General features: G+C 66.2%; 17 protein-coding genes. 9 read left to right on the forward strand and 8 right to left on the reverse strand.

Going from position 1 to position 19,829, the window contains the following annotated elements; all coding sequences use genetic code 11:
• Positions 1–103 precede the first annotated feature (103 nt).
• Positions 104–1,708 carry a tetratricopeptide repeat protein gene (locus tag Y958_RS23355; protein WP_186291576.1) on the forward strand — a complete coding sequence of 535 codons (1,605 nt, stop codon included), beginning with the start codon at positions 104–106 and terminating at the stop codon, positions 1,706–1,708.
• Between the two features lie 41 nt (positions 1,709–1,749).
• Here Y958_RS23355 and Y958_RS23360 read toward each other — a convergent pair whose 3' ends face one another.
• Positions 1,750–2,820, reverse strand: coding sequence for a rhamnan synthesis F family protein (locus Y958_RS23360; RefSeq protein WP_186291577.1), 1,071 nt, complete (start codon positions 2,818–2,820; stop codon positions 1,750–1,752).
• Between the two features lie 134 nt (positions 2,821–2,954).
• Entirely contained in the window at positions 2,955–3,977 is a 1,023-nt protein-coding gene (locus tag Y958_RS23365; protein ID WP_088874362.1) for a rhamnan synthesis F family protein, read from the reverse strand.
• A 318-nt stretch (positions 3,978–4,295) separates the two neighbouring features.
• On the opposite strand from Y958_RS23365, the gene Y958_RS23370 reads away from it, so the two are divergent.
• From Y958_RS23370 to Y958_RS23385, 4 genes are all read left to right on the forward strand, one after another.
• Positions 4,296–5,648: a 3-carboxy-cis,cis-muconate cycloisomerase gene (locus Y958_RS23370; protein ID WP_088874363.1), complete on the forward strand. Its 1,353-nt coding sequence runs from the start codon at positions 4,296–4,298 to the stop codon at positions 5,646–5,648.
• 12 nt (positions 5,649–5,660) lie between these two features.
• Complete coding sequence (pcaD, locus tag Y958_RS23375) at positions 5,661–6,440, forward strand: 3-oxoadipate enol-lactonase (RefSeq protein WP_088874364.1); 780 nt, start codon at positions 5,661–5,663, stop codon at positions 6,438–6,440.
• 12 nt (positions 6,441–6,452) lie between these two features.
• Entirely contained in the window at positions 6,453–6,842 is a 390-nt protein-coding gene (pcaC, locus tag Y958_RS23380; RefSeq protein ID WP_088874365.1) for a 4-carboxymuconolactone decarboxylase, read from the forward strand.
• Between the two features lie 124 nt (positions 6,843–6,966).
• Complete coding sequence (locus tag Y958_RS23385; protein ID WP_145727529.1) at positions 6,967–7,761, forward strand: hypothetical protein; 795 nt, start codon at positions 6,967–6,969, stop codon at positions 7,759–7,761.
• On the opposite strand, the gene Y958_RS23390 is transcribed toward Y958_RS23385, so the two are convergent.
• Complete coding sequence (locus Y958_RS23390) at positions 7,754–8,689, reverse strand: LysR family transcriptional regulator (protein WP_198924857.1); 936 nt, start codon at positions 8,687–8,689, stop codon at positions 7,754–7,756. The genes Y958_RS23385 and Y958_RS23390 overlap by 8 nt on opposite strands.
• A 156-nt stretch (positions 8,690–8,845) precedes the next feature.
• Between Y958_RS23390 and pcaH the strand changes: the two genes are divergently transcribed.
• From pcaH to Y958_RS23410, 4 genes are all read left to right on the forward strand, one after another.
• Positions 8,846–9,577: a protocatechuate 3,4-dioxygenase subunit beta gene (gene pcaH, locus Y958_RS23395; RefSeq protein ID WP_088874367.1), complete on the forward strand. Its 732-nt coding sequence runs from the start codon at positions 8,846–8,848 to the stop codon at positions 9,575–9,577.
• Positions 9,578–9,580: 3 nt separating this feature from the next.
• The gene (gene pcaG / locus Y958_RS23400) at positions 9,581–10,183 is read left to right on the forward strand and encodes a protocatechuate 3,4-dioxygenase subunit alpha (RefSeq protein WP_088874368.1); all 603 of its coding nucleotides are present in this window, start codon (positions 9,581–9,583) and stop codon (positions 10,181–10,183) included.
• A gap of 207 nt (positions 10,184–10,390) precedes the next feature.
• Positions 10,391–12,433, forward strand: a complete 2,043-nt coding sequence (locus Y958_RS23405; protein ID WP_145727528.1) for a Kelch repeat-containing protein — start codon at positions 10,391–10,393, stop codon at positions 12,431–12,433.
• A gap of 98 nt (positions 12,434–12,531) precedes the next feature.
• Positions 12,532–13,365, forward strand: coding sequence for a hypothetical protein (locus Y958_RS23410; protein WP_145727527.1), 834 nt, complete (start codon positions 12,532–12,534; stop codon positions 13,363–13,365).
• Between the two features lie 181 nt (positions 13,366–13,546).
• Here the strand turns inward: Y958_RS23410 and Y958_RS23415 are convergent, their stop codons facing one another.
• From Y958_RS23415 to Y958_RS23435, 5 genes are all read right to left on the reverse strand, one after another.
• Entirely contained in the window at positions 13,547–13,963 is a 417-nt protein-coding gene (locus Y958_RS23415; RefSeq protein ID WP_088874371.1) for a DP-EP family protein, read from the reverse strand.
• A gap of 10 nt (positions 13,964–13,973) precedes the next feature.
• Entirely contained in the window at positions 13,974–17,144 is a 3,171-nt protein-coding gene (locus tag Y958_RS23420; protein WP_145727526.1) for an nSTAND1 domain-containing NTPase, read from the reverse strand.
• A gap of 287 nt (positions 17,145–17,431) precedes the next feature.
• Positions 17,432–18,196, reverse strand: coding sequence for a pentapeptide repeat-containing protein (locus tag Y958_RS23425; protein ID WP_088874373.1), 765 nt, complete (start codon positions 18,194–18,196; stop codon positions 17,432–17,434).
• Positions 18,197–18,494: 298 nt separating this feature from the next.
• Positions 18,495–19,211, reverse strand: a complete 717-nt coding sequence (locus tag Y958_RS23430) for a DUF899 family protein (protein ID WP_088874374.1) — start codon at positions 19,209–19,211, stop codon at positions 18,495–18,497.
• 31 nt (positions 19,212–19,242) lie between these two features.
• Complete coding sequence (locus tag Y958_RS23435) at positions 19,243–19,746, reverse strand: MarR family winged helix-turn-helix transcriptional regulator (protein ID WP_244909665.1); 504 nt, start codon at positions 19,744–19,746, stop codon at positions 19,243–19,245.
• Positions 19,747–19,829 lie beyond the last annotated feature (83 nt).

The raw sequence follows: 19,829 nt of genomic DNA on the forward strand, positions 1-19,829 counted from the left end.
TCACTACTGCGGCACGCGGCGGGTCATGGTCGGCTTTTCGACGCTGATAGATCGGGCAGCCACATGGCGGATCGGACGGTCATCCGCCGATTGGTCCCTGGCCATGGCCCGTCGCCTGGCCGCCCGCGGCGATGACGTCGGCGCGGCGCGGGCGTTGGCGGCCGCGGCCCGGGCGGGTTCAATCGAGGGGATGCGGGGGCTGGCGGATGCGCTGATGCAGGGGCGCGGCGTCCTGCCCGACCCAGCGGCGGCGGTCCGCTGGATCACGGCCGCTGCAGGGGCGGGCGACGCCGACTCCCAGGCGCGCCTGGGTGCCCTGTACGCCAACGGAATTGGCCGCGCACCGGCGGATGGTGACACCGGCAGCACCTTCCATCTGCCGGTGGACGTCACCCGGGCGCGCCTGTGGGCGGAGAAGGCCGCGATCCAGGGCCACGTCGAGGCCCAAGTGCTGTTGGGTTGGCTGCTGTCGCGGCGCAGCGGGTCGGAAGGCGACCCGGTGCAGGCCGCCGAGTGGTACCGCCGCGCTGCCGACGCTGGCAGCCACGCGGCCAAGGTGGGCCTGGCCATGATCCTCTCCAGCGGCGATCTGGGGGAGCCGGACGCCGCCGCCGCCGTGCGCCTGTATGAAGAGGCGGCGGCCGTCGGCAATCCCACCGCGATCTATTACCTGGCCATGGCCTATATGCTGGGCGAAGGCACGCCCCAGGACTTGGACCGTGGCGTGGCCACCCTGAAGCAGGCGGCGGATCTGCAGGTGGCGGGGGCCCAGCGGTCGCTGGGCGTCATGTACATGCGCGGCCAGAACGTTGCCCAGGACAGTGCGGCGGCGGAGACTTGGCTGCGTCGCGCCGCCGTGAAGGGCGATGTCGAGGCCATGGCGTTGCTGGGTGACCTGCACGCCGGGCGGCTGGCCCGCGTTCCCAGCGACATCGAGGCGGCGCAATGGTATCAGGCAGCGGCCGACCGCGACCATGCTGGGGCGCAAATGGCGCTGGGGCTGGCCTACGCCGGCGGGCGTGGTTTGCCCAAGGACGTGTTCGAAGCGGTGCGGTGGTTCACCAAGGCGGCCGACAGCGGCTTCGTTCCGGCCCAGTTCCGTATGGGCATCTGTCACCTGGGCGGCGAGGGCGTCCCCCAGGACTATGCCAAGTCCGCCCGGTATTTCCGCATGGCGGCCGACGCCGGCCACGCCGACGCCCTCTACAACCTGGGTGTCCTGCACTATCACGGCTACGGCCTGGAAAAGGACGAGGCGCAGGCCATGGTCCTGTACAGCCAGGCGGCGGAGAAGGGCAGTGCGTCGGCCCAGTTCCGGGTGGGGCGTGCCTATGCCACCGGGGCCGGCTTGCCGCAAGACGATGCCGCCGCCCTGGTCTGGACGCGCCGGGCGGCGGAACAGGGGCATGTACCGGGGCAGGTCAATCTGGCGCGCATGCTCCTGGCCCAGGGGTATGGAAGCCAAGGGCATGCGGCACAACGGGACGCCGCCGTGGCGGAGGCCAGGGCTTGGCTGGAAAGGGCCACGGCCGCCGGCAGCGGTGAAGCCATGAGCACCCTGGCCGAGCTGATCGCCGCCCATGACGGTGCGGCGGGCGTGGAAACGGCGCTGGAGTGGGCCCGCCGGGCGGCCAAGGCGGGTGATCCCCGCGCGCCGCAGGTCGTCGAGGCCCTAGAGGCGCGCGCCTTCCACGGTGAGGTTCGCTGACAGGGACGCGTCGGGCCCCGCCCCTCAGTGCACCCGCCCGCTCAATGCACCCGGTTGCGCATCGACAATTGCAGATGATGCAGGATGAGGCTGGTGTCGTATGAGGGCGAGGAGGCGCGGATGACCTCCTCCCAGCGCTGCACGCAGGGGATGCCGACGGGATTGCGCTGCAGCAGATCACGCTTGATGAACGGGCTGGCCTTGCGGGCCACCAGGTAATCCCAGAAATAGTGGGTCTGGTTCAGGGGCCGTCCCTGGTTGATGGCCTTTTGCAGCTGGCGCAGATAGGGCAGGATCTGTCCTTGGCTGTTGCCATGGTTGTCGACCACGGCGTCCTGCTGCTTGGACCGGTCCAGCGCCTCGTTCAGCGGCTTCGAAATTTCTGAAACCACGCTGCGGTAAGGCAGCAGGGCGCGACACTGGATACCGGCCCGCAGGAAGAAGCGCGTCATGCCGATTTCATAATCGCGGATGACCCAGCGCTTGCGCCGGTAATAACGAACCTTTTTCCAGAACTTCAAGAAGCTGGGATGCTTCAGGGCTGCGTGATGAAAAATCAAGAAATAGCTCTGCAGGTGGAAATGGCGGTCCCAGCTGTCGGTCAACCCCCAGATACCCGCCTGGGCCGGGTCCGCCTGGCGGACCACCTCCGCCAGATCCTGCAGGGGGCCGTATATGCTGTCGTTGGTGATCAACAGCTGATCAAGGGCGCCGGGGTCGGGGATGAGGGCGATGGCGTCCTTGAACGCGCCGAAGTCCCAGCCGATGTTGCGCCGTTTCAGCACCCAGGCGACATGCGGCAGCACCTTGCCGGTTTCCTTGGCCGACAATTTGGGACAGTTGCTGGCGAAGATGACGGCATAGCCGGCCTCCGCCAGCTTGGCGACGAAATAGACGACATAGTCATGGACAATGCCGCGTTGGTCATAATGGTTGAAGACGGCGACCTTGCGGGCCCCGTCCAGTGGCAAGTGGCCGGGAAGGCTGGCCTTGACCGTGGTCCGTCGGGGCAGGATGGGAGCCGCCAGGCAGCGCACCAAGTCCGCGCCGTCGACCAACAGCATCGGCAGTCGGACACCCTTCTTGAGCATCTTAAAGAACGTGTCAGACATGAAACCGATAAATCCCCCGCCTTGAATACCCATTATAGGCGATACGCTGGAGTTCTGAAAGCAAAGCTGTCGACCATCGCGCGGGGGCCGAACCCGCCAGGTCGACGCATGAAAGAAATGTCGCTACTTCTACGCTACCGTGGTGAAAGGTGCTCGCGGATCAGGCCGGTATCATAGTTGGAAACCCTGGATACAACGTATTCCCAATCACCAACATTGGGAATGTTGGCCGGATTCTTTTGCAGCAATTCGCGTTTGATGAAAGGAAAGCCCAGGCCGACCGTCAGCTCGTACCAGAAAAAATGGGTCTGGTTGATGGGAATGGAAGCCTTGATGCGGTTGGCGAGCATTTGCGCGTACCCGGCCGGCGACGTCCTGTCGGCTTTGGGCGGCGCGGTTCGCGGTGTATGGGACCGCATGAATGTTTCGGTGACGGTGTTATAGGGGAACAGCGCCTTGCAGCGCAGGCCACCGTCCTGCAGCGTCCGCGTCAGCCCGATCTCATATTTCTCGATGATCCAATGCTTGCGCCGGAAGCAGCGGACACCGTCCCAGAACCGCCGGAACGCCTCGGAGCGCAACGCCCGCTGGTGGAACAGCAGGAAGAAGCTTTGCAGGTGATAATGGCGCTCCCAGCTGTCTGTGCTGCCCCAGATGTCGGCTTCGGCCGGTGACGCGCGGGCGATCAGGGGATCCAGGTCATAGAGGGGGCCGAAGACACTGTCGTTGGTAATCAGCAGCATATCGCGCTTTTCCAACGCCGGCACCAGCGAGATGGCCTCGCGGTAGGCGGCGAAATCCCAACCGATGTTCTGGCGGGAAAAGGCCAACGCCACGTCCGGCAGCAGGGGCGCCACCGTCTGGTCGCTCAGGCAGGGCGTATTGCTGGCGAAGACCACGGCAAAGCCCGCTTCCCGCAGCTTGCGGACATGATAGCGGACATAGGGGGCGATGGTGTCGGTCCGCGCGAAGTGCATGAAGACGGCCACCCGGGCCGCGCCGTCCAGCGACACCTGGCCGGTCCAGCTTTTCTCGATGCGGCCCACCGCGGGAGGTGGGGGGAAAAGCAGCAACTCGGCGTAATCGGCCGTGCGCGTGATCAGCAGGCGGCTGCGATAAGCAACTTGGCGGACGATACGGCGAAACAGGTCACGCACTCAAATACATCCTAAGCACATATCCGGCGAACCACGCATCCGGCTCGCCTTGCCGGCCTGGCGCGTGCCGATCGCCAAGAGCCTGATCAACAAGGGAAGCGCCAGCCCCTTTATGTCCGAGCCAGTTCCTTTATGCCCGAGACGGTGTGGCCAAACAATGTCGAGAACCGGGGGCGGCCATGATGATGCCATATATGTTCGTCTGTCGAACATTTGTTCGCAGTTGCACGGCTGTTCTTGGCGCGTGGCATGGCTCATTCCCGCCGGTCCGGTGCTATCGTGGCCACTGCCCTTCAAGAATGGCGGGAGGAATGAGAGATGCCTGGATTGCTGGACCCGCTGTTCCGGGGCGGGGCGGTGGACGCGGTGTTCACCGATACCGCCACCCTGCAGGGCATGCTGGACTTTGAGGCGGCCTTGGCGCGGGCGGAGGCGGGGCTGGGCATCATTCCCCTGGGCGCCGCCGCGGCCATCGCCGCCCACTGCCGGGCCGACCGTTTCGACCTGGATGCCCTGGCCCATGCCGCGGCCAAGGCCGGCAATACCGCCATTCCCCTGGTCAAGGCACTGACGGCACGGGTGTCGGCGGCTGATCCCGACGCCAGCCGCTTCGTTCACTGGGGCGCCACCAGCCAGGACATCATGGATACCGGCCTGGTACTGCAAATCCGCCAAGCCCTGCCGCTGATGGACAAGGACCTGGACACCCTGGAGGGGTATCTGGCCCGCCTTGCGGCCACCCATGCCGGGACGCCCTTGGCCGCGCGCACCTGGATGCAGCAGGCCCTGCCCACCACCTTCGGCCTGAAGGCCGCGGGTTGGATGGCCGCTGTCGGTCGCGCCCGCCGGGCTTTGGCCACGGCCGGGCAGGATTGCCTGGTGCTGCAGTTCGGTGGCGCCGCCGGCACGCTGGCCGCCCTGGGCGACCGGGGTCTGGATGTCGCGGCGGCCCTGGCGCTTGACCTAGACTTGGCCTTGCCCGATCTGCCCTGGCACGGCCACCGCGACCGGCTGGTGGCGCTGGGCGCGGCGCTGGGCCTAGTGGCCGGCGTGCTGGGCAAGATGGCCCGCGACCTGTCGCTGCTGATGCAGACCGAGGTGGGCGAGGCGTTCGAGCCGGCGGAGGCCGGCAAAGGCGGATCGTCCGCCATGCCGCACAAGCGCAATCCCGTGGCCTGCGCCGTCGCGCTGTCCGCGGCCACCCGCGTACCGCCCCTGGTCGCCACCCTGTTCGCCGCCCTGCCGCAGGAGCAGGAACGCGGCCTGGGCGGCTGGCATGCGGAGTGGGAAACCTTGCCGGAAATCTTTCGCCTGGTGGGCGGCAGCCTCCGGGTCATGGCCGACGCCATGGCCGGGCTGGAGGTGGATGCCGTCCGCATGCGCACTAATCTTGACCTCACCCGGGGCCTGCTGATGTCGGAATCGGTGGTCATGGCGCTGGGGCAGGCCCTGGGCCGGGGCCCCGCGCATAGCCTGGTGGAAAAGGCCAGCCGCCAAGCGGTGGCCGAAGGCCGCGGCCTGGGCGACGTGCTGGCCACGCTGCCGGAGGTCACGGCCCACCTGTCGCCGGAGCAACTGGCGGCGGCGTTGGATCCCTCCGGCTACCTGGGCATGGCGCCCGAGTTCGTTGCCAGGGCCTTGGCCGCCCGCGAATCTTCCCGCGACGCATGAGGAAAATGGACCATGCCGTTGATTACCCTGGATGATGGCTGCAATCTGAGCTACCGCATCGACGGTCCCGCCGATGCGCCGCCCCTGGTGTTGTCCAACTCGCTGGGCACCGCCATGGCGATGTGGGAACCGCAGATGGCGGCCCTGGCCCAACACTACCGCGTCATCCGCTATGACAGCCGGGGCCACGGCGCCAGCGACGCGCCGGCCGGCCCCTATACCATGGAGCGGTTGGGCCAGGATGTGCTGGGCCTGCTGGATGAGCTGGACATTTATCGCTTCCGGTTCTGCGGCCTGTCCAAGGGCGGCATGGTGGGTCAGTGGCTCGGCATCAACGCTGGCCAGCGGCTGGACTGCCTGGTGCTGGCCAACACCGCCGCCTACATGGGCCCGGCGGAAAGCTGGCAGGGGCGCATGGACCTGGTGGCGGCCCAGGGCATGGCGGCCGTCACCGAGGCGGTGATCCAGCGCTGGTTCACCCCCGGCTTCGTGGCCGCCCAGCCGGATGCCGTGGATCGGGTGCGCCGGCTGCTGCTGGCCACCAAGCCGCAGGGGTATGTGGGCTGTTGCGCCGCCATCCGCGACATGGACCAGCGGCCGCAGTTGCCGGCCATCGCCGTGCCCACCCTGGTCATCGGCGGCACCCAGGACCCCGCCACCCCGCCAGAGAAGGCGCAGGAACTGCACGCCAACATCAAGGGCAGCAGGCTGACCCTGCTGGACGCAGCACACCTGTCGAATGTCGAGCAGGCGGACGCCTTCACCGCCGCCTTGACCGATTTCCTGGCCTGAGGAGCAGCCCCCATGGATGAGCAAGACCGTTTCGACCTGGGCCTCGCCACCCGCAAGTCCGTGCTGGGGGAGGCCCATGTCGACCGGGCGCTGGCCGGCCGCACCGAGTTCAACACCGAGTTCCAGGACCTCATCACCCGCTACGCCTGGGGGGAGATCTGGACGCGGCCCGCGATCGACCACCCCACCCGCCGCCTGCTGACCCTGGCGATGATGATCGCCCTGAACCGGGGGGAGGAGTTCAAGATGCACGTCCGCGCCGCCCTGCAGCATGGTGTGTCCAAGGACCTGATCAAGGAAGTGATCCTGCAGAGCGCCATCTACTGCGGCGTGCCGGCCGCCAACACCGCCTTCCATCAGGCGGCGGAGGTGTTCGCGGGCTTGGACGCGGCGGGGGCTTAGGTCAGGCAGACCATCGCCCGAATAACGAGAGGATATTGATGGTGCCCATACTATAGGTTTAACTACCGGGATCTCATGGAATGCGGGGGCGGCCATGGTCACGGGATGGTATGGGGCGTGGGCGGTGGCGGTGATGCTGGGCGGCTTGCTCAGCGGGTGTGTGCCAGCGCGCCAAATGGTGGACTCTGATCTTCATCGGGCTGGCGGGATTTCAGGGGCGATGATGGACGACCATCTGCTGCCCATGCCGTCCAAAAACGCACAAGTTTACCGCGTGGCCATCGCCACGGCGCTAATCGCGGCGGCGGGTGAGCAAACCATCAGCAACGCCAATGATGCGGATGATTATGTTTGGGCCTTGGGCCGCGTGACCCATCAGCTGGTGGAAATGAGGAACATTGCGTCCGTTAATAAGGACTGCGCGGCGATGGCCAAGCTTTGTACCGTTTACGCCGCGGAATTCGAAGCCCAGGTGCCGGCGTTGGAAGGGCGCATCTACAAACTGGCCTTGTCCGTGATTCCCCGGGAGAAGTTCGGCGACGTGGCGGACGACCTGATCGGCCAGAACTATCTGCGCCTGGCCCTGGATGTCGCCAAGACAGCGGGTGACTTGGCGCTCGCCGGGCATCGCATGGCGGCGACGTACCGGTCGGCGCTCGAGGGCATCGCCTATGCCGTCCAAAAGGAGAGACGGGCCGAACCTTTCAAGAATATGGAAGAAGTGACGGCGGAGATTCATCGCGTTCTAAAGACGCCGGATTTGTCTTTCGAGCCCCAGCTCCAGGATTTCGATCTGATCTTCCATTTGGCGCTTCGGTCTTGCCGCCAGGTCGCGGGGCGCTCCAGCGATACGGCTCGCATGCTGAAGAAGTGCGACGAGGACGTAAAAATGCCCGCCCTCATCCCTACGGCTAGTTAGGGGCCTCTCCGACGTCCCGCACCACGGCCTCCAACTGTGCCCGCAGCCAGGCTTGGGCGGGGTCGTGCTGGCTGCGCAGGTGCCAGGCCATGTACATGCGCAGGGCGTCCGTGCCCGGCGGGGCGGCGGCCAGCAGGTCGGCGGGCAGAGGGGCGGCGTGGAACTCCCGCAGTTCTACCCTGTGCAGCCGGCCGGGAATGCAGGCGATCAGGTCGGTGCCGCGCAGGAAGGGCGCCAGGCCTGAGAAGTTGGCGACCGACACCACCACGTCGCGGTGTATGCCCAACCCCTCCAGTGCCTTGTCGAAGTTCAGCGGGTCGGCCGAGGGGTGGACCACGGTGACGTGGCGCCCGGCCAGGAAGGCGGCGGCACTGGCGGGGGCGGCCCGCCGCGCGCCGTCGAAGACGCAGACATAGCGGTCGTCGAACAGCCGCTTCTGGATGATGTCCAGCCCTTCCGGCGGGGCGGGGGAGATCAGCAGGTCGCAGCGCGCCTCCCGCAGCATCTCGTTGGTCGGCCGGCCGGAAGGGATGACCTGCAGGCGGAGGTCCGCCAACTGCGCCGCCGCCCGGGCGTAAAAGCGGGGCAGCAACAGGTCGCGCTGGAAGTCGTTGGCCGCCACCGTCCAGGACAAGCGGGCCTGCGCCGGGTCGAAGCCGTCACCGGCCGTCAGGGCCTTCAACCCATCCATGAGCAACCGCGCCTGGGGCACCAGGCGTTCCGCATGCTGGGTGGCGACGATGCGCCGGCCGGACTTCACGAACAAGGGGTCGCCTACCAGGCGGCGCAGGCGGTTCAGCGCGTGGCTGACGGCCGACTGCGCCATGTCCAGCCGCCGGGCAGCGGCGGAGACCGACCCCTCCTCATACACCGTCACGAACAGGCGCAGCAGGTGCCCGTCCACCCCCAGATGATCGAAACTGCCCAACGATGCCCCCACCAATCCATGAACCATATCGATGGATTATATGCCCATGCATGGGATTTTCAGAACCATCGATTGGTCTAGGGTGGGGGTGAAAGATGTGGGCGCCGCATCGTGGCCCGCCTCTCAAGAACCAATCCCGGGAGGACGGGACCTGAGATGAGTAGCGATACTGGAGAGTTCGCCCGGCGCGACCGTGCCTGGCATCCGCCGGCCTTCACGCCGCCATACAAGACGTCCGTCCTGCGCTCGCCGGGCAAGGCGCTGGTGTCCCTGCGCCAGTCGATTGGCGAGCGCACCGGCCCGGTGCTCGGCCATGGCGACCTGGATCCTTTGGACAACGACCTGATCCGCAACTACATCACCACCGGCGGCGAGGCCATTGGCGAGCGCATCATCGTCCACGGCCGCGTGGTTGATGAGATGGGGCGCCCGGTGAAGGGCAGCCTGGTCGAAGTCTGGCAGGCCAACGCCGGCGGCCGCTACCGCCACGGCAACGATCATTACCTGGCGCCGCTGGACCCCAATTTCGGTGGCTGCGGTCGCTGCGTTACCGACGACGACGGGCGCTATTTCTTCCGCACCATCAAGCCGGGGCCCTATCCCTGGATGAACCACAACAGCGACTGGCGCCCCTCACACATCCATTTCTCGCTGTTCGGCAACGCCTTCGCCCAGCGCCTGGTGACCCAGATGTATTTCGAGGGCGACCCGCTGATTCCGCTGTGCCCCATCATCGGCACCATCCGCGACAAGGCGGCGGTGGACATGCTGGTGGCCAAGCTCGACATGAACGAGATGGTGCCCTTCGATAGCCTGGTCTACCGCTTCGACATCGTGCTGCGCGGCCGCCGCTCCACCTTCTTTGAGAACCGGCCGGAGGGGAACTGAGCCATGCCTGTCCAATACCTGAAGGAAACCCCCTCGCAGACCGGCGGCCCCTACGTCCACATCGGCTGCCTGCCTCACTTCGCCGGCCTGAACCTCCGCACCCAGGAAAAGCTGCACGTCCTGGCGGGCGGCGGCGTGCCGGGCGAGCAGATCCGCATCGAGGGCGTGGTGTGGGACGGTTCCGGCCATCCCCTGCGCGACGTGATGCTGGAACTGTGGCAGGCCGACAGCACCGGCGCTTATAACGCCCCCGGCTTCCGGGGCTGGGGCCGCGTCGGCGCCGACCCGCAGACGGGCCTGTGGGGGTTCGAGACCATCCGTCCAGGCGCCACGCCCTGGATCGACAGCCGGCCACAGGCGCCGCACTGCTCCCTGCTGCTGTTCGCGCGCGGCATCAACATCCACCTGCACACCCGCGTCTATTTCGATGACCGTCCTGAGGCCAACGCCGCCGACCCCGCGCTGCTGTCCATCGAGTTGGTGAACCGCCGCCAGACCCTGATCGCCACGCGGCAGGCCGGGGGCCAAGGGGGATCGGACGTGCCCACCTTCCGCTTCGACGTCCATTTGCAGGGCGACAAGGAAACGGTGTTCTTCGACTGCTGACCGTTTCCCTTCGAGGTGCTGGAAAGGCCCGGTCCGCCCGACCGGGCCTTTTTCGCATGATTTCCGTTCTTGAGAAAAAACTAATAAAATCAATATTTTGTCATATAGAAGAATTTCAGAAGGACTGGGGCGCGAACAGCCGACTTAACCTCCGTCGGCCAGCTTTCCTTGGGAAGCGGCAGGAACTGCAGCGGAGGGGAATTGGGCATGAACGCGACGATGCCGGCCATCATGACGCCCGAGGCGACCCTGGGGCGCCGCATATTGGTTGGCCCTGGTGTCCATGCCCGGTTGCCGGCGCGCAGGCCGGCGGCGACCAGGCTGGGCCGCATCGCCCAGACGTTGGCGGAGCGGACCACGGCCGCGACCTTCAGCCTGGCGGCGGCCAGCAGCTATCTTTTCGCGCTGACGCAGGCGTCGATGCCGGCCATCCAATTCGGGGACGCCTATCCCGTACCGCAATCCCCCTTTCCGCAATCCGGGGTGCCGTCACCACAAGCATCGTATGATGCCTTCCGGGATCAGTTCGCGACGTTTCAGGCGCAGGCCGGGACCTGGATCACGCCCCGGCGGGGCGCCGAACTGCCCAGCGTCTTTTCCCAACTGGCGTCGTTGCCGCGTCTGCTAGCGGACATGACCCGCGTTCTGGACGACGCCTTGGCGGGGCGGTCCGGCCAAGGTGCCGGCCGGTTGCCGTGCGCCCATCCCCTGAAAGCCTGCGAAAGGGCCGTTCGGCGACGGAGTGAAGCGGTTTCCGCCCTGCTCGGCATGGTCACCCAGCAGGGTCAATGGCTGGCGACCACCGCCACGGCCCTGGGGGCTGCCCCCCAAACCGGTGTCCTTGGGCAACTGTTGGCGACCCATGCTGGCGAGGCCAAGGCCATGACCATGGCCGTCCACCATGCCCAGGCCTGCATCGCGGCCGAGACCAGCCGCATCATTGACGCCGGCCTGGGCGGCGCCTCCTCCGTGGCCGTGGGGGTGGTGGGATTGACGATGTGCTGGAATCCCTTGGGCTGGTCGATGATCCCAGGTGGGGTTGTCGGCACGCACAATGGTGGCATCGACCTGTCCCTAATCCAAGGCCAGCTGGGCAAGCTTGAGGCGCTGATCGAGGTCAAGCTCGACCGGTGGCGGCAGGGACAGGCGGCGGCCATGCTGCTGGCGGGAATGGGGGTCCAGTTGATGGGCGTAGCACCCATGGTGCAGGCCGCCCAGGAGGAATTGGCGGCGTTGGCCTGGCTGCTGGGGCGCTTGCCGTCCGAGGTGTCGACCGCGCTGGACGACGGCGACCTGTCGGCTGCGCGGAGGGAGTGGGGCGCCGTCATGGCCGATGCGGGCCTGTCCGATGCCCTGTCCCTGCACTTGTGGCCGTCGCCCGCGCACCTCAGCGCGCCCACCACCGTCGCCGTGGCGGGCGACGACGTCTTCCGTATCGCCGCCTCGGGGCGGATGTACCATCATTCCCCGTCGTCACCCGGCTGGACCGACATGCAGGTCACGGCCCTCAGTTGCGTCAGCGATGGCTACGACCTTGTGGCCATCGATGGGGCGCCGGTCGCCTCCGTTCAATCCGGCACGGGGGCTTCCTCCAGCTATCATGTGAAGCTGTATGACCGCTTCACCCAGGCCTGGACCACCATCTCCGCCTTCCCTGCGTCGTGCATCGCCGTGGGGCAGGGCACCATCTACGCGGTGAACCAGGCCGCGGGGGACGGGCGGGTGCACCGCTATAACGGCATGGGCAAAAGTTGGACGGCCTTGCCCATGCTGCCGGGACCGGACGTCGCCGCCCAGATCGCCGTCGCCGGCGGCGTCGTCTTCGCCCTGACCAACAACAGCCAGACGCTCTACCGCTACAATCCCGCCCGTCAGAATTGGGGACGGGTGGGGCGCGCTGCCTATCTGTCGATCCGGGCCAATGGCAACAAGCTGGGCATGGTGGATGCCGACAACCGTGCCTACCTTTACGATGCGCTGGCCGGTGGCACGCCCCGGCAGGTGGGGGCCTGCATCAACGCCATCGCCCAGCTGTCGACCGGTGAGCAGTTGGGCATCGCCTCCGGGGCGGGGGCCCTCTGGCATATTGATACGAGGGTGCAGCCGCCGTGCCGAACCTATGTGACCTCGGAAGCGACGGCCATCTTCGCCAGTGACACGGACGTGGCCTACCACTGTGACGGCAAGGGGGACCTTCACCGCATGATGCCCGACGGCGGTATGGTTCGGCTGCCGTCCCTGCCTTCATGAGCGGCATCTCCATGAGTGGCATGCCGCTTCCCATCCTGGAGTTTTGCAATCGGCTGATCGCGCTGGCCCGTTGCCTCAGTGCCCTCAGAAGCGGCCGGATGCCGGCGTTCGTAGCCCGGCAGGCGCCCGGCTTGGCGGCGGAATACGGATTTTGGCAGAACACCTTGTGGAAAGGATTCCACCAGGGCCTGATCGGCCATGGCATCATCGCCCTGGCGCTGAACTGCCGGCAGCTGGTCCGGGAGGGGCGGGGCGACCGGGGAAGGTACCAGGCCCTTGTCAGCCGGCCGGGAGCCGCAGGGCCCGCCATCCATGCGCTCTTCGACGTGGTGGCCAACCAACTGGCGATGGGGGCCAGCTATGTCGGCCATCTGAGGGGTATCGCCCGGCACCTGGGTTCGGTGATGGAGGGCGACGACCTTACGCGCTTCCGGGCCATCATGGCCACGATGGAAGGCCAACTGGACGCGGCTTCGGAATGCTTGGTGGGGAACTTGTTGGCTGAAGGCGGGCCCATCGTGGTCGCCATCACCGACATTGGGTTGGCGGCTGGGGGGAATGGGGCCATCCTGACGGCGCGCGGCATCGTCCAGATTGGACCGGCCGTCGCCCGGCCGTCGCCGGTTCCGGCGGATGTCCTGGCGACGGCGAGGCTGGCTCTGGACTGGTGGGCCGGTGCCGAACCGGCGCTGCGCCAAGCCGCCCAGCTGATCCTGATGATCGACAGGCTGGCCGACGCCACCGCGCGGCAGTCATTCGCCATGGACACCTTGGCGGCCATTCGGAACGACTGCCGGCAGGTGTGTGCCATGATCGATACCGGCCCGCCGGACCAATGGGCCGACGCTGGGTTGAGGCGCTTGGCCGACTGGGCGGATGCCATGATGCGCATCGAGTTCGCCGAACCGGTATCGCGCCAAATTCCAGGCTGACTTTCCACGCTGACGCGGTAGACCCCGCCGCCGTCAGGGCCGGGGCAACGCCACCGGGCAACCCCCTGCGGCGACGCCCCGGTTCATACGTGATCGGCCCCGGTCGTTTCGAAAAACGTGCCGACACGGACCTGACCCCGGCGGTGCCGGAGCCAGGGATCGTGTCATCTCATTCCGAAGATCAGGCCACCGGCGGCCGGATCGGCGGATTGTTGTCAACCTCAGGGTCAGGGCTGAGAATGGCGGTCCCGGTGTCATCGTTCAGCCGGGCGACCAGGATAAAGCCGAACGGCCGGCGGCCCGTGGCGCCGGGGCCCCAGTCATTCGCGTCATTGATCGTGATCGTCGAATCACCATAGGTGATCTGGGTGACCTGCGCGGTTATGCAATGTGTCGGGGATAAGTTGGCGAAGACGAGATTGTAGGTGTCCTGTAAATCCTCAGCGAGCTGGTAGATGATCTGGGTTGGGCCTTGGTTTGGGAGGGTGATGTGGCCGGTCGTCGGATCGACGCCTGGCCCCTCATAAGTCCAAGCGTTGGGCGCGATCGCGGTGATGGTGATTGTGATGGGGGGGGGCGGATTGACGGTCGTCGTCATCGCGGGCTCCTCATTTTTCAAATTGTGACAAGATCAATAAGTAACTTGGGTCGCGATATCCAATTTTATCGAGTGTCGATATGTAACCACCAACGGACATTTTATTTCCGAGGCACAAATTGATACGGATCCAAGTGTCTATATTATAGTAGTCATTGGGATTTTTATCAATAAGATAGCGAGCAATGGGCAGGGACTCTTCGCACAATTTTTCTTTTAGATCATCCTGTCCTTTGGTGCGATGTATCATCGCCATTTGAAACAGGCCACGTGCCATTTGTTGGCGATAATCCAGATCTTGTTGGCGGCTTTCGGGCATGATGCGCAGTTTGTCCAAGGCGGATTGTAGAACGTGTGCTGATTCATTTGCTCGGCCCATGCGTAGTAAAGTACCCGCGACATGAAATTGATTGCCGGTCTCGGCCAGTTGCCATTCCGCACTTCCCTCGCCCTGCGCGGTGATTTGCGCCAATGTTCCGGCGTTCGCGTACAGAATGGCCAATGCCTCATCAAATTTTTGGCGCTCGTTCAGAATCTCGGCCGTTAATACGCGAAGCTTGATGCGCATTTGTTGCCAGAGCTGATTACTGGCATCACGGGCCATCAGGTCCTGGATGAGGATCAGCGCTTGGTCAAGCTCTTCGGCTGCCGTGTCCAGGTCACCCAGCGCATAAAGCAGACGTGCCCGGCGATACAGTGAGGTCACCAGGCGGAAGGTCCATAGCAGTTCCGACGGGGCGGCCGCCCGCAGGGACAGAAACTGCTCTTTCTCCTGGCCGAAGAAAGAGAGCGCCTCCCGCAATTCCCCCTCCGCCTCATGGGCGGATCCCAGCCATGACAGGGTGTTGGCGATGCCGCTGCGCAGGCTGCGGTTGTCAGGCCGGCGTTCCAGGGCGCGGCGTTTCAGGGCGAGGGAGGATTCGAACAGCGTCCGGGCCGCCTGGGTGTCGCCCCGCGCTTGAGCGGCCGACCCCAGGTTGGTGCGGGCGTACGACAGTTCGATCCACGCGTCGACATCGTCGGGAGCCAGCGCCACCATGCGCTGGCTATAGCGTTCATAGTCCCGGAAGAAGGTCTCGGCCTGCGCCACGTCACGCTGGTCGAGGCTGATTTGGCCCATCCAGAAGGCGTCGGCACCCAGATCCTTCAGCAGCTCCTGGCTTTCCAGGCCCTCTGCCAAATTTGTATCAAGTAAGCTTTTCGCCCTAGCCAAGGCCACCTGCGCGCTTTTCGGGTCGCCGCGCGATCGCGCCACCTCGGCCAAGGTCTGCAAGGCACGCGCCTGCTGGTTCCGATCTTCTGCGGTGAGTGATGACAAGTTTTCTTGACTGAAATAACTCAGGGCTTTTTCCCCGATGTCCGACAGCAGATCCAGTCGGCCCAAAGGGCGTAGCTTGTCGGCGAAGTTGCCGACCATGAAGTTCATCAGGTCCACCGCCTGATGCTTGCGCTGTTCCGCCGCCTTTTCCGCCCGGCGGGCCACCAGGCCCAGCGTGCCGGCGACGACGGCGATGACGGCGAAGCTGGCCATGGCCACCAGGCGCCGTCGTTCGGCCTGCCGCGCCCGCGCCGCCGAGGCGTCGATGTAGGCGCGCACCCCGGCATCCAGGGGGATGGGGGCGAAGTCGGCCAATTCCCGCGCCTCTTCCAGTTGCTGCCCCCGGGGCAGCAACAGATCGACGCGGCGCCCCTCCGCCGTCCAGCGCTTCGCCGCTTCCTCCATTCGGCTGCGGGCCTTCAGGAAGCGACGGTGGTCAGCGATCCAAGCGGTGGCCCGGGGCCATTGCCGCAGCATGGCTTCATGGGCGACACCAAACACCGGTTCACCGTCATAGACCTGGGAGACGAACAGCCGTTGCCGCACGAAGGTGTCGACGAGGGTCTGTTCCTCAGGTGTGGCCAGGGCGCTCCAGGGTATGCGCCGGCTACGCGCCGCCTCGTCGCTGGCGCCCACCGTGACGACCAGCGACAGGACGCGGCTGAGGGCGGCCCGGCTGGTGGCGGGAAGCCCCTCCAGGGTGGCGTCGGCCCGCCTGCCGATGGCACCACCCAGGCCACCCAGGGCGCGATAGCCGGCGATCGTCAGTTCGCGGCTGGTACTGCGCTGCAGATAGAGTTCGTGCAGTGTGTATTGCAGCAGGGGCAGGGCGTCCGGCTGGTCCGCCGCGGCGTCGCACAGCATGTCGTCCAACCGCTCACCAGTTTCCGGATCGGTGCCGAAACGAAGCCCGGCGACAATGGCGGGCAGCCTGATCATGTGGATAATCTCGGCCCGCGTCGGCGGTCCCAGGTCGAAATGTCCCCCTCGGGCTTTGGCGGCCATCAGCAACGGTTCGCCGGCGACATCAGGGTAGAAATCGTTGCGGCAAGCGGCGATGACCAGGATATGTCCGCTGCGCGCCAAATGACCCAGCGCGGTAAAAAACTGCTGCCGCTGCGCCTCGCCGACGGTGGCGTCGTGGAACACCGCTTCCAGGCGGTCGATGAACAGGATGGCCCGGCCGTCCCGAGGGGGGCCAATCGCTTCGTCCAGGAACAGGGGGCGATCAACCCCTGCCAGGGCCGTTCCGATGGCGTCGGCGCTCAGCCCCTGCAGCAGGGGGCGTCCATCAACCTCCAGGTCCAGCAGGGCGCCGCCGATGGCCAGAGGCAGGGGAATGTCCTGGACATCGCCCAGATCCAGGACGCTGGTGCCGAGCAGGGGGAAAAGCCAGTCCTGCGATCTTAGGGACGGAATCAGGCCGGCCTGGACCAGCGATGTCTTGCCGCTGCCGCTGGGGCCCAGGATCAGCACCAAGTCGTGCCCGCCGGCGATCTGGGCGGCCACGGTCGCGCGCAATTGGGCGATCGCCGTGTCCCGGCCAAAGAACACGGCCGCGTGCCTCTCATCGAAGGCGTCCAGGCCGACGAAAGGCGAGGTGTCGATCCACATGTCCAGGACGGTGGTCTTGCCATCCGCCGCGACGGGGGTGACCGCAGCCACGGTGCGGTATCCGCGTTTGCGGATGTTTTCGATGTACCTGGGGTCACCGGCGGTATCGCCCAGCAGCTTGCGCAACTGCGTGATCGCCTTGTGGACCTGGTTCTCCCCCACCGCCAGACCGTCCCAGCAGAGGTGCAACAGGTCGTCCGCGCTTAGGATCTGGCCCGAGCGCTCACACAGGGCCAGCAGGACGTCCATGGCCCGCGGCTCGACCTTCAAGGTCTGCGGGGCCGACTCTTGACTCCCTTGGTCTTGCCTCAATGTGCAGGTCTGCGCATCGACTAGCCACTCACCGAAGTGAAAGCTCTTCGTTTGCAATTCTTCCCCCCGCTGGGCCCACACCCATTCCCCGTGTGGGCATCTGCCCCTGGGGTGCTTTTAGCACATCCCCAAAAGGGTTAATGCGTTAAAATAGAGGAAGTATTTGGGAACTGCTCGTGTTGGCCGGCCAGCGGCGGATGGCGTCGCCGAGGGGGAAAGGCAGATCAGGCACCGTCTCCGCACACGTCGATGCCGGCGGCGGCGAGCAACAGGTGCTGCTGGTCGCCCGCGATCTTCAGGCCGCTGTATCCCGCCAACTGACGGATATCCAGGCCGCTGACCTTCGCCCCGCGCAGGTCGGCGCCATCCAGCTTGGCGTCGGTGACGATGGCCTGGAACAGGTCGCTGTCGCGCAGATCCGCGTCCGTCAGGTCGGTGGCGTGCAGGTCGGTTTCCCGCAGGCGGCAGCGGGTGATCACGGCGTCGCGCAGCGACAGGCGCGACAGGTCGGCCAGTTCGAAGGTGCAGTCGCGGAAGGTGGCGCGATGCACCGTTTGCGCCCGGCTGAGCGCGTGGTGGAAGTCCACCAGGTGGAAGCGCGCGCCGAAGAAGGTGCAGCCTTCCGCCTCCACGTCGAACAGGCCGCAGCGGTCCAGCGTGGCGAAGGACAGATCGCAGCGGCTGAGGCGGGCGGCCCGCAGGTCGCTGAAGGCCAGGGTGCAGCCGGCGGTCTTGTCCGCCGGGTCGATGAAGCGGCACTCCTCCAGCACGGCGTCGCGCAGCTTGGCGTGCGACAGGCGGCAGCGGACGAATTGGCAGTTCTTGAAATGGGCGTCGCTGAAGTCGACGGCGGTGAAGCGCACATCCTCGAAAACACAATCCTCGAACCGGCAGCCGGCGGCATCCAGGTCACGCCAGTCCATGGCGGTGAAGCGGGCATCGCGGACCAGGCCGGCGGCCAGCAGATCTTCCAGGGTATCGATGTCCATCCGGCCAGCTTCGTCAAACACGGGAGGGGACTCTACGATACCGTGGAAGGGGCCGCCGTCATCGTGCCTTCTGCACAAGGTGTGGCGGCTCGTTTCGCACCACCGTGGTCAAGGCGCATTGGGTCAGCACCAAGGCCAGCAACAGGCCTGTGGCGGCGTGGCGGAGGGGACGGGACATGGGGCGGACATCGGCTGGGGGCGGGACGTTGTTGAAGTAGAACCCGCCACGCGTCCGCCAATGCACCCATCCTTCCGGTATCAGCCGAATTATCCTTGGCCAAACTAATCTTGGGCCCAACTAATCTTGGGACAGGTAATCCAGCTTGGGATACCAGTGCGGCGGCCGGCCGCCGGGGGTGCAGTCCAGCACCATCCACAAGGGCGCCGGGTCGGGTGCGCCGCGCGGGTCTTGGCCGGGATCCGCGGTGGCGCCGGTCATCTCGCCGGACCAGAAATGGCGGATGGTGCCGTCGCGGCGGGTGAAGACGTTCAGCGCCGGGATTTCCGATCCGTCAGGCAGCACGCCGAAATAGTCGCGGGTATAGGTGCCGTCGGCGTCGCTATAGAGCCGCAGGTGGCGCCAGCCGCGTTCCCGCTTCCAGGCCAGCAGCTTGTCGATGGGTGACCGGGCGATGACGGCCAGCGACACCTGTTGGCCGATGTCGGCGGCATTGCCCTCCCACCCGCCCAGCAGGTTGGTGCACATGGGGCAAGGGCGTTGGCGTTGGGGGCCGAACATGTAGCTGTAGAGCACCAGGGTGTCTTTGGTCCCGAACAGGCCGGCGAAGTCGGTGGTGGCGCCGTCCTCGCCCACGAAGCGGTAATCGCCGGTGACCGGGCCGCCCGGTGGCAGGGCGCGGCGCTGCGCCGCCACCCGTTCCAGATGGCGGCGCAGCTCAATCTCCTCCGCCAGCAGGGCGGCGCGGGCGGCGCGGTACTCGGCGCTTTCGTTGGGGAAGCGCATGGGATTGTCGCGGGCCAACTGGTCGGCTGGGATCAGGGTGGGGGCATCCATGGTCACGAACTCCTCCGTCGGTTTTTGCCGTTTAGAAAAGGGCGGCCAGATCCGCCCGCAGGCGGTCGGGTCCCGGTTGACCGGTATCGCCGGTGCCCAGCCAGCCCTCGATCTCCGCATGGGTTGCGCGCCAGATGGGCACAGCCGCCGCCAGCCGGTCGCGCCCGGCAGGGGTCAGGGCCAGCACGCGGCCGCGCCTGTCCTCCGGATCCACGGTGACGGTCAGCAGGCCGTCCCGCTCCAGCGGCTTCAATGCCGCCGTCAGGGTGGTGCGGTCCACCGCCAGCACCTCGGCCACCGGGCCGAGGCGGGCGGGTATCGGCCGGTTGAGCGACATGAGCAGCGAGAACTGGCCGTTGGTCAGGCCCATCGGGCGCAGGGCCTCGTCAAACCGCCGGGCCACCCGGCGGGCGGCGCGCTGCAGATGCAGGCACAGGCAATGGTCGCGCACATGCAGCGTGGTGGCATAGGGCACGGTGGCGTCGGGCATCGTCGTGCCCAGGGCCGTGGCGGCGATGTCGAGTGTTTTGGACATGGCTTATTTACGTTGATATCAACCCTATCAGTCAAGAACAACGCGACGGCCGGGTGGCCGCCGCGTCGGGTGGGTCATATCGT

Origin of the sequence: Nitrospirillum viridazoti CBAmc (assembly GCF_000730165.1) — a bacterium.
Lineage (GTDB): Bacteria > Pseudomonadota > Alphaproteobacteria > Azospirillales > Azospirillaceae > Nitrospirillum > Nitrospirillum viridazoti.

What these genes read in the sequence shown, in the direction of transcription:
- Y958_RS23355 (WP_186291576.1), top strand. Translation starts at nt 104, where the DNA reads ATGGCCCGTCGCCTGGCCGCCCGCGGCGATGACGTCGGCGCGGCGCGG.
- Y958_RS23360 (WP_186291577.1), bottom strand. Translation starts at nt 2,820, where the DNA reads ATGTCTGACACGTTCTTTAAGATGCTCAAGAAGGGTGTCCGACTGCCG.
- Y958_RS23370 (WP_088874363.1), top strand. Translation starts at nt 4,296, where the DNA reads ATGCCTGGATTGCTGGACCCGCTGTTCCGGGGCGGGGCGGTGGACGCG.
- pcaD (WP_088874364.1), top strand. Translation starts at nt 5,661, where the DNA reads ATGCCGTTGATTACCCTGGATGATGGCTGCAATCTGAGCTACCGCATC.
- pcaC (WP_088874365.1), top strand. Translation starts at nt 6,453, where the DNA reads ATGGATGAGCAAGACCGTTTCGACCTGGGCCTCGCCACCCGCAAGTCC.
- pcaH (WP_088874367.1), top strand. Translation starts at nt 8,846, where the DNA reads ATGAGTAGCGATACTGGAGAGTTCGCCCGGCGCGACCGTGCCTGGCAT.
- pcaG (WP_088874368.1), top strand. Translation starts at nt 9,581, where the DNA reads ATGCCTGTCCAATACCTGAAGGAAACCCCCTCGCAGACCGGCGGCCCC.
- Y958_RS23405 (WP_145727528.1), top strand. Translation starts at nt 10,391, where the DNA reads ATGAACGCGACGATGCCGGCCATCATGACGCCCGAGGCGACCCTGGGG.
- Y958_RS23410 (WP_145727527.1), top strand. Translation starts at nt 12,532, where the DNA reads ATGCCGGCGTTCGTAGCCCGGCAGGCGCCCGGCTTGGCGGCGGAATAC.
- Y958_RS23415 (WP_088874371.1), bottom strand. Translation starts at nt 13,963, where the DNA reads ATGACGACGACCGTCAATCCGCCCCCCCCCATCACAATCACCATCACC.
- Y958_RS23420 (WP_145727526.1), bottom strand. Translation starts at nt 17,144, where the DNA reads ATGGACGTCCTGCTGGCCCTGTGTGAGCGCTCGGGCCAGATCCTAAGC.
- Y958_RS23425 (WP_088874373.1), bottom strand. Translation starts at nt 18,196, where the DNA reads ATGGACATCGATACCCTGGAAGATCTGCTGGCCGCCGGCCTGGTCCGC.
- Y958_RS23430 (WP_088874374.1), bottom strand. Translation starts at nt 19,211, where the DNA reads ATGGATGCCCCCACCCTGATCCCAGCCGACCAGTTGGCCCGCGACAAT.
- Y958_RS23435 (WP_244909665.1), bottom strand. Translation starts at nt 19,746, where the DNA reads ATGTCCAAAACACTCGACATCGCCGCCACGGCCCTGGGCACGACGATG.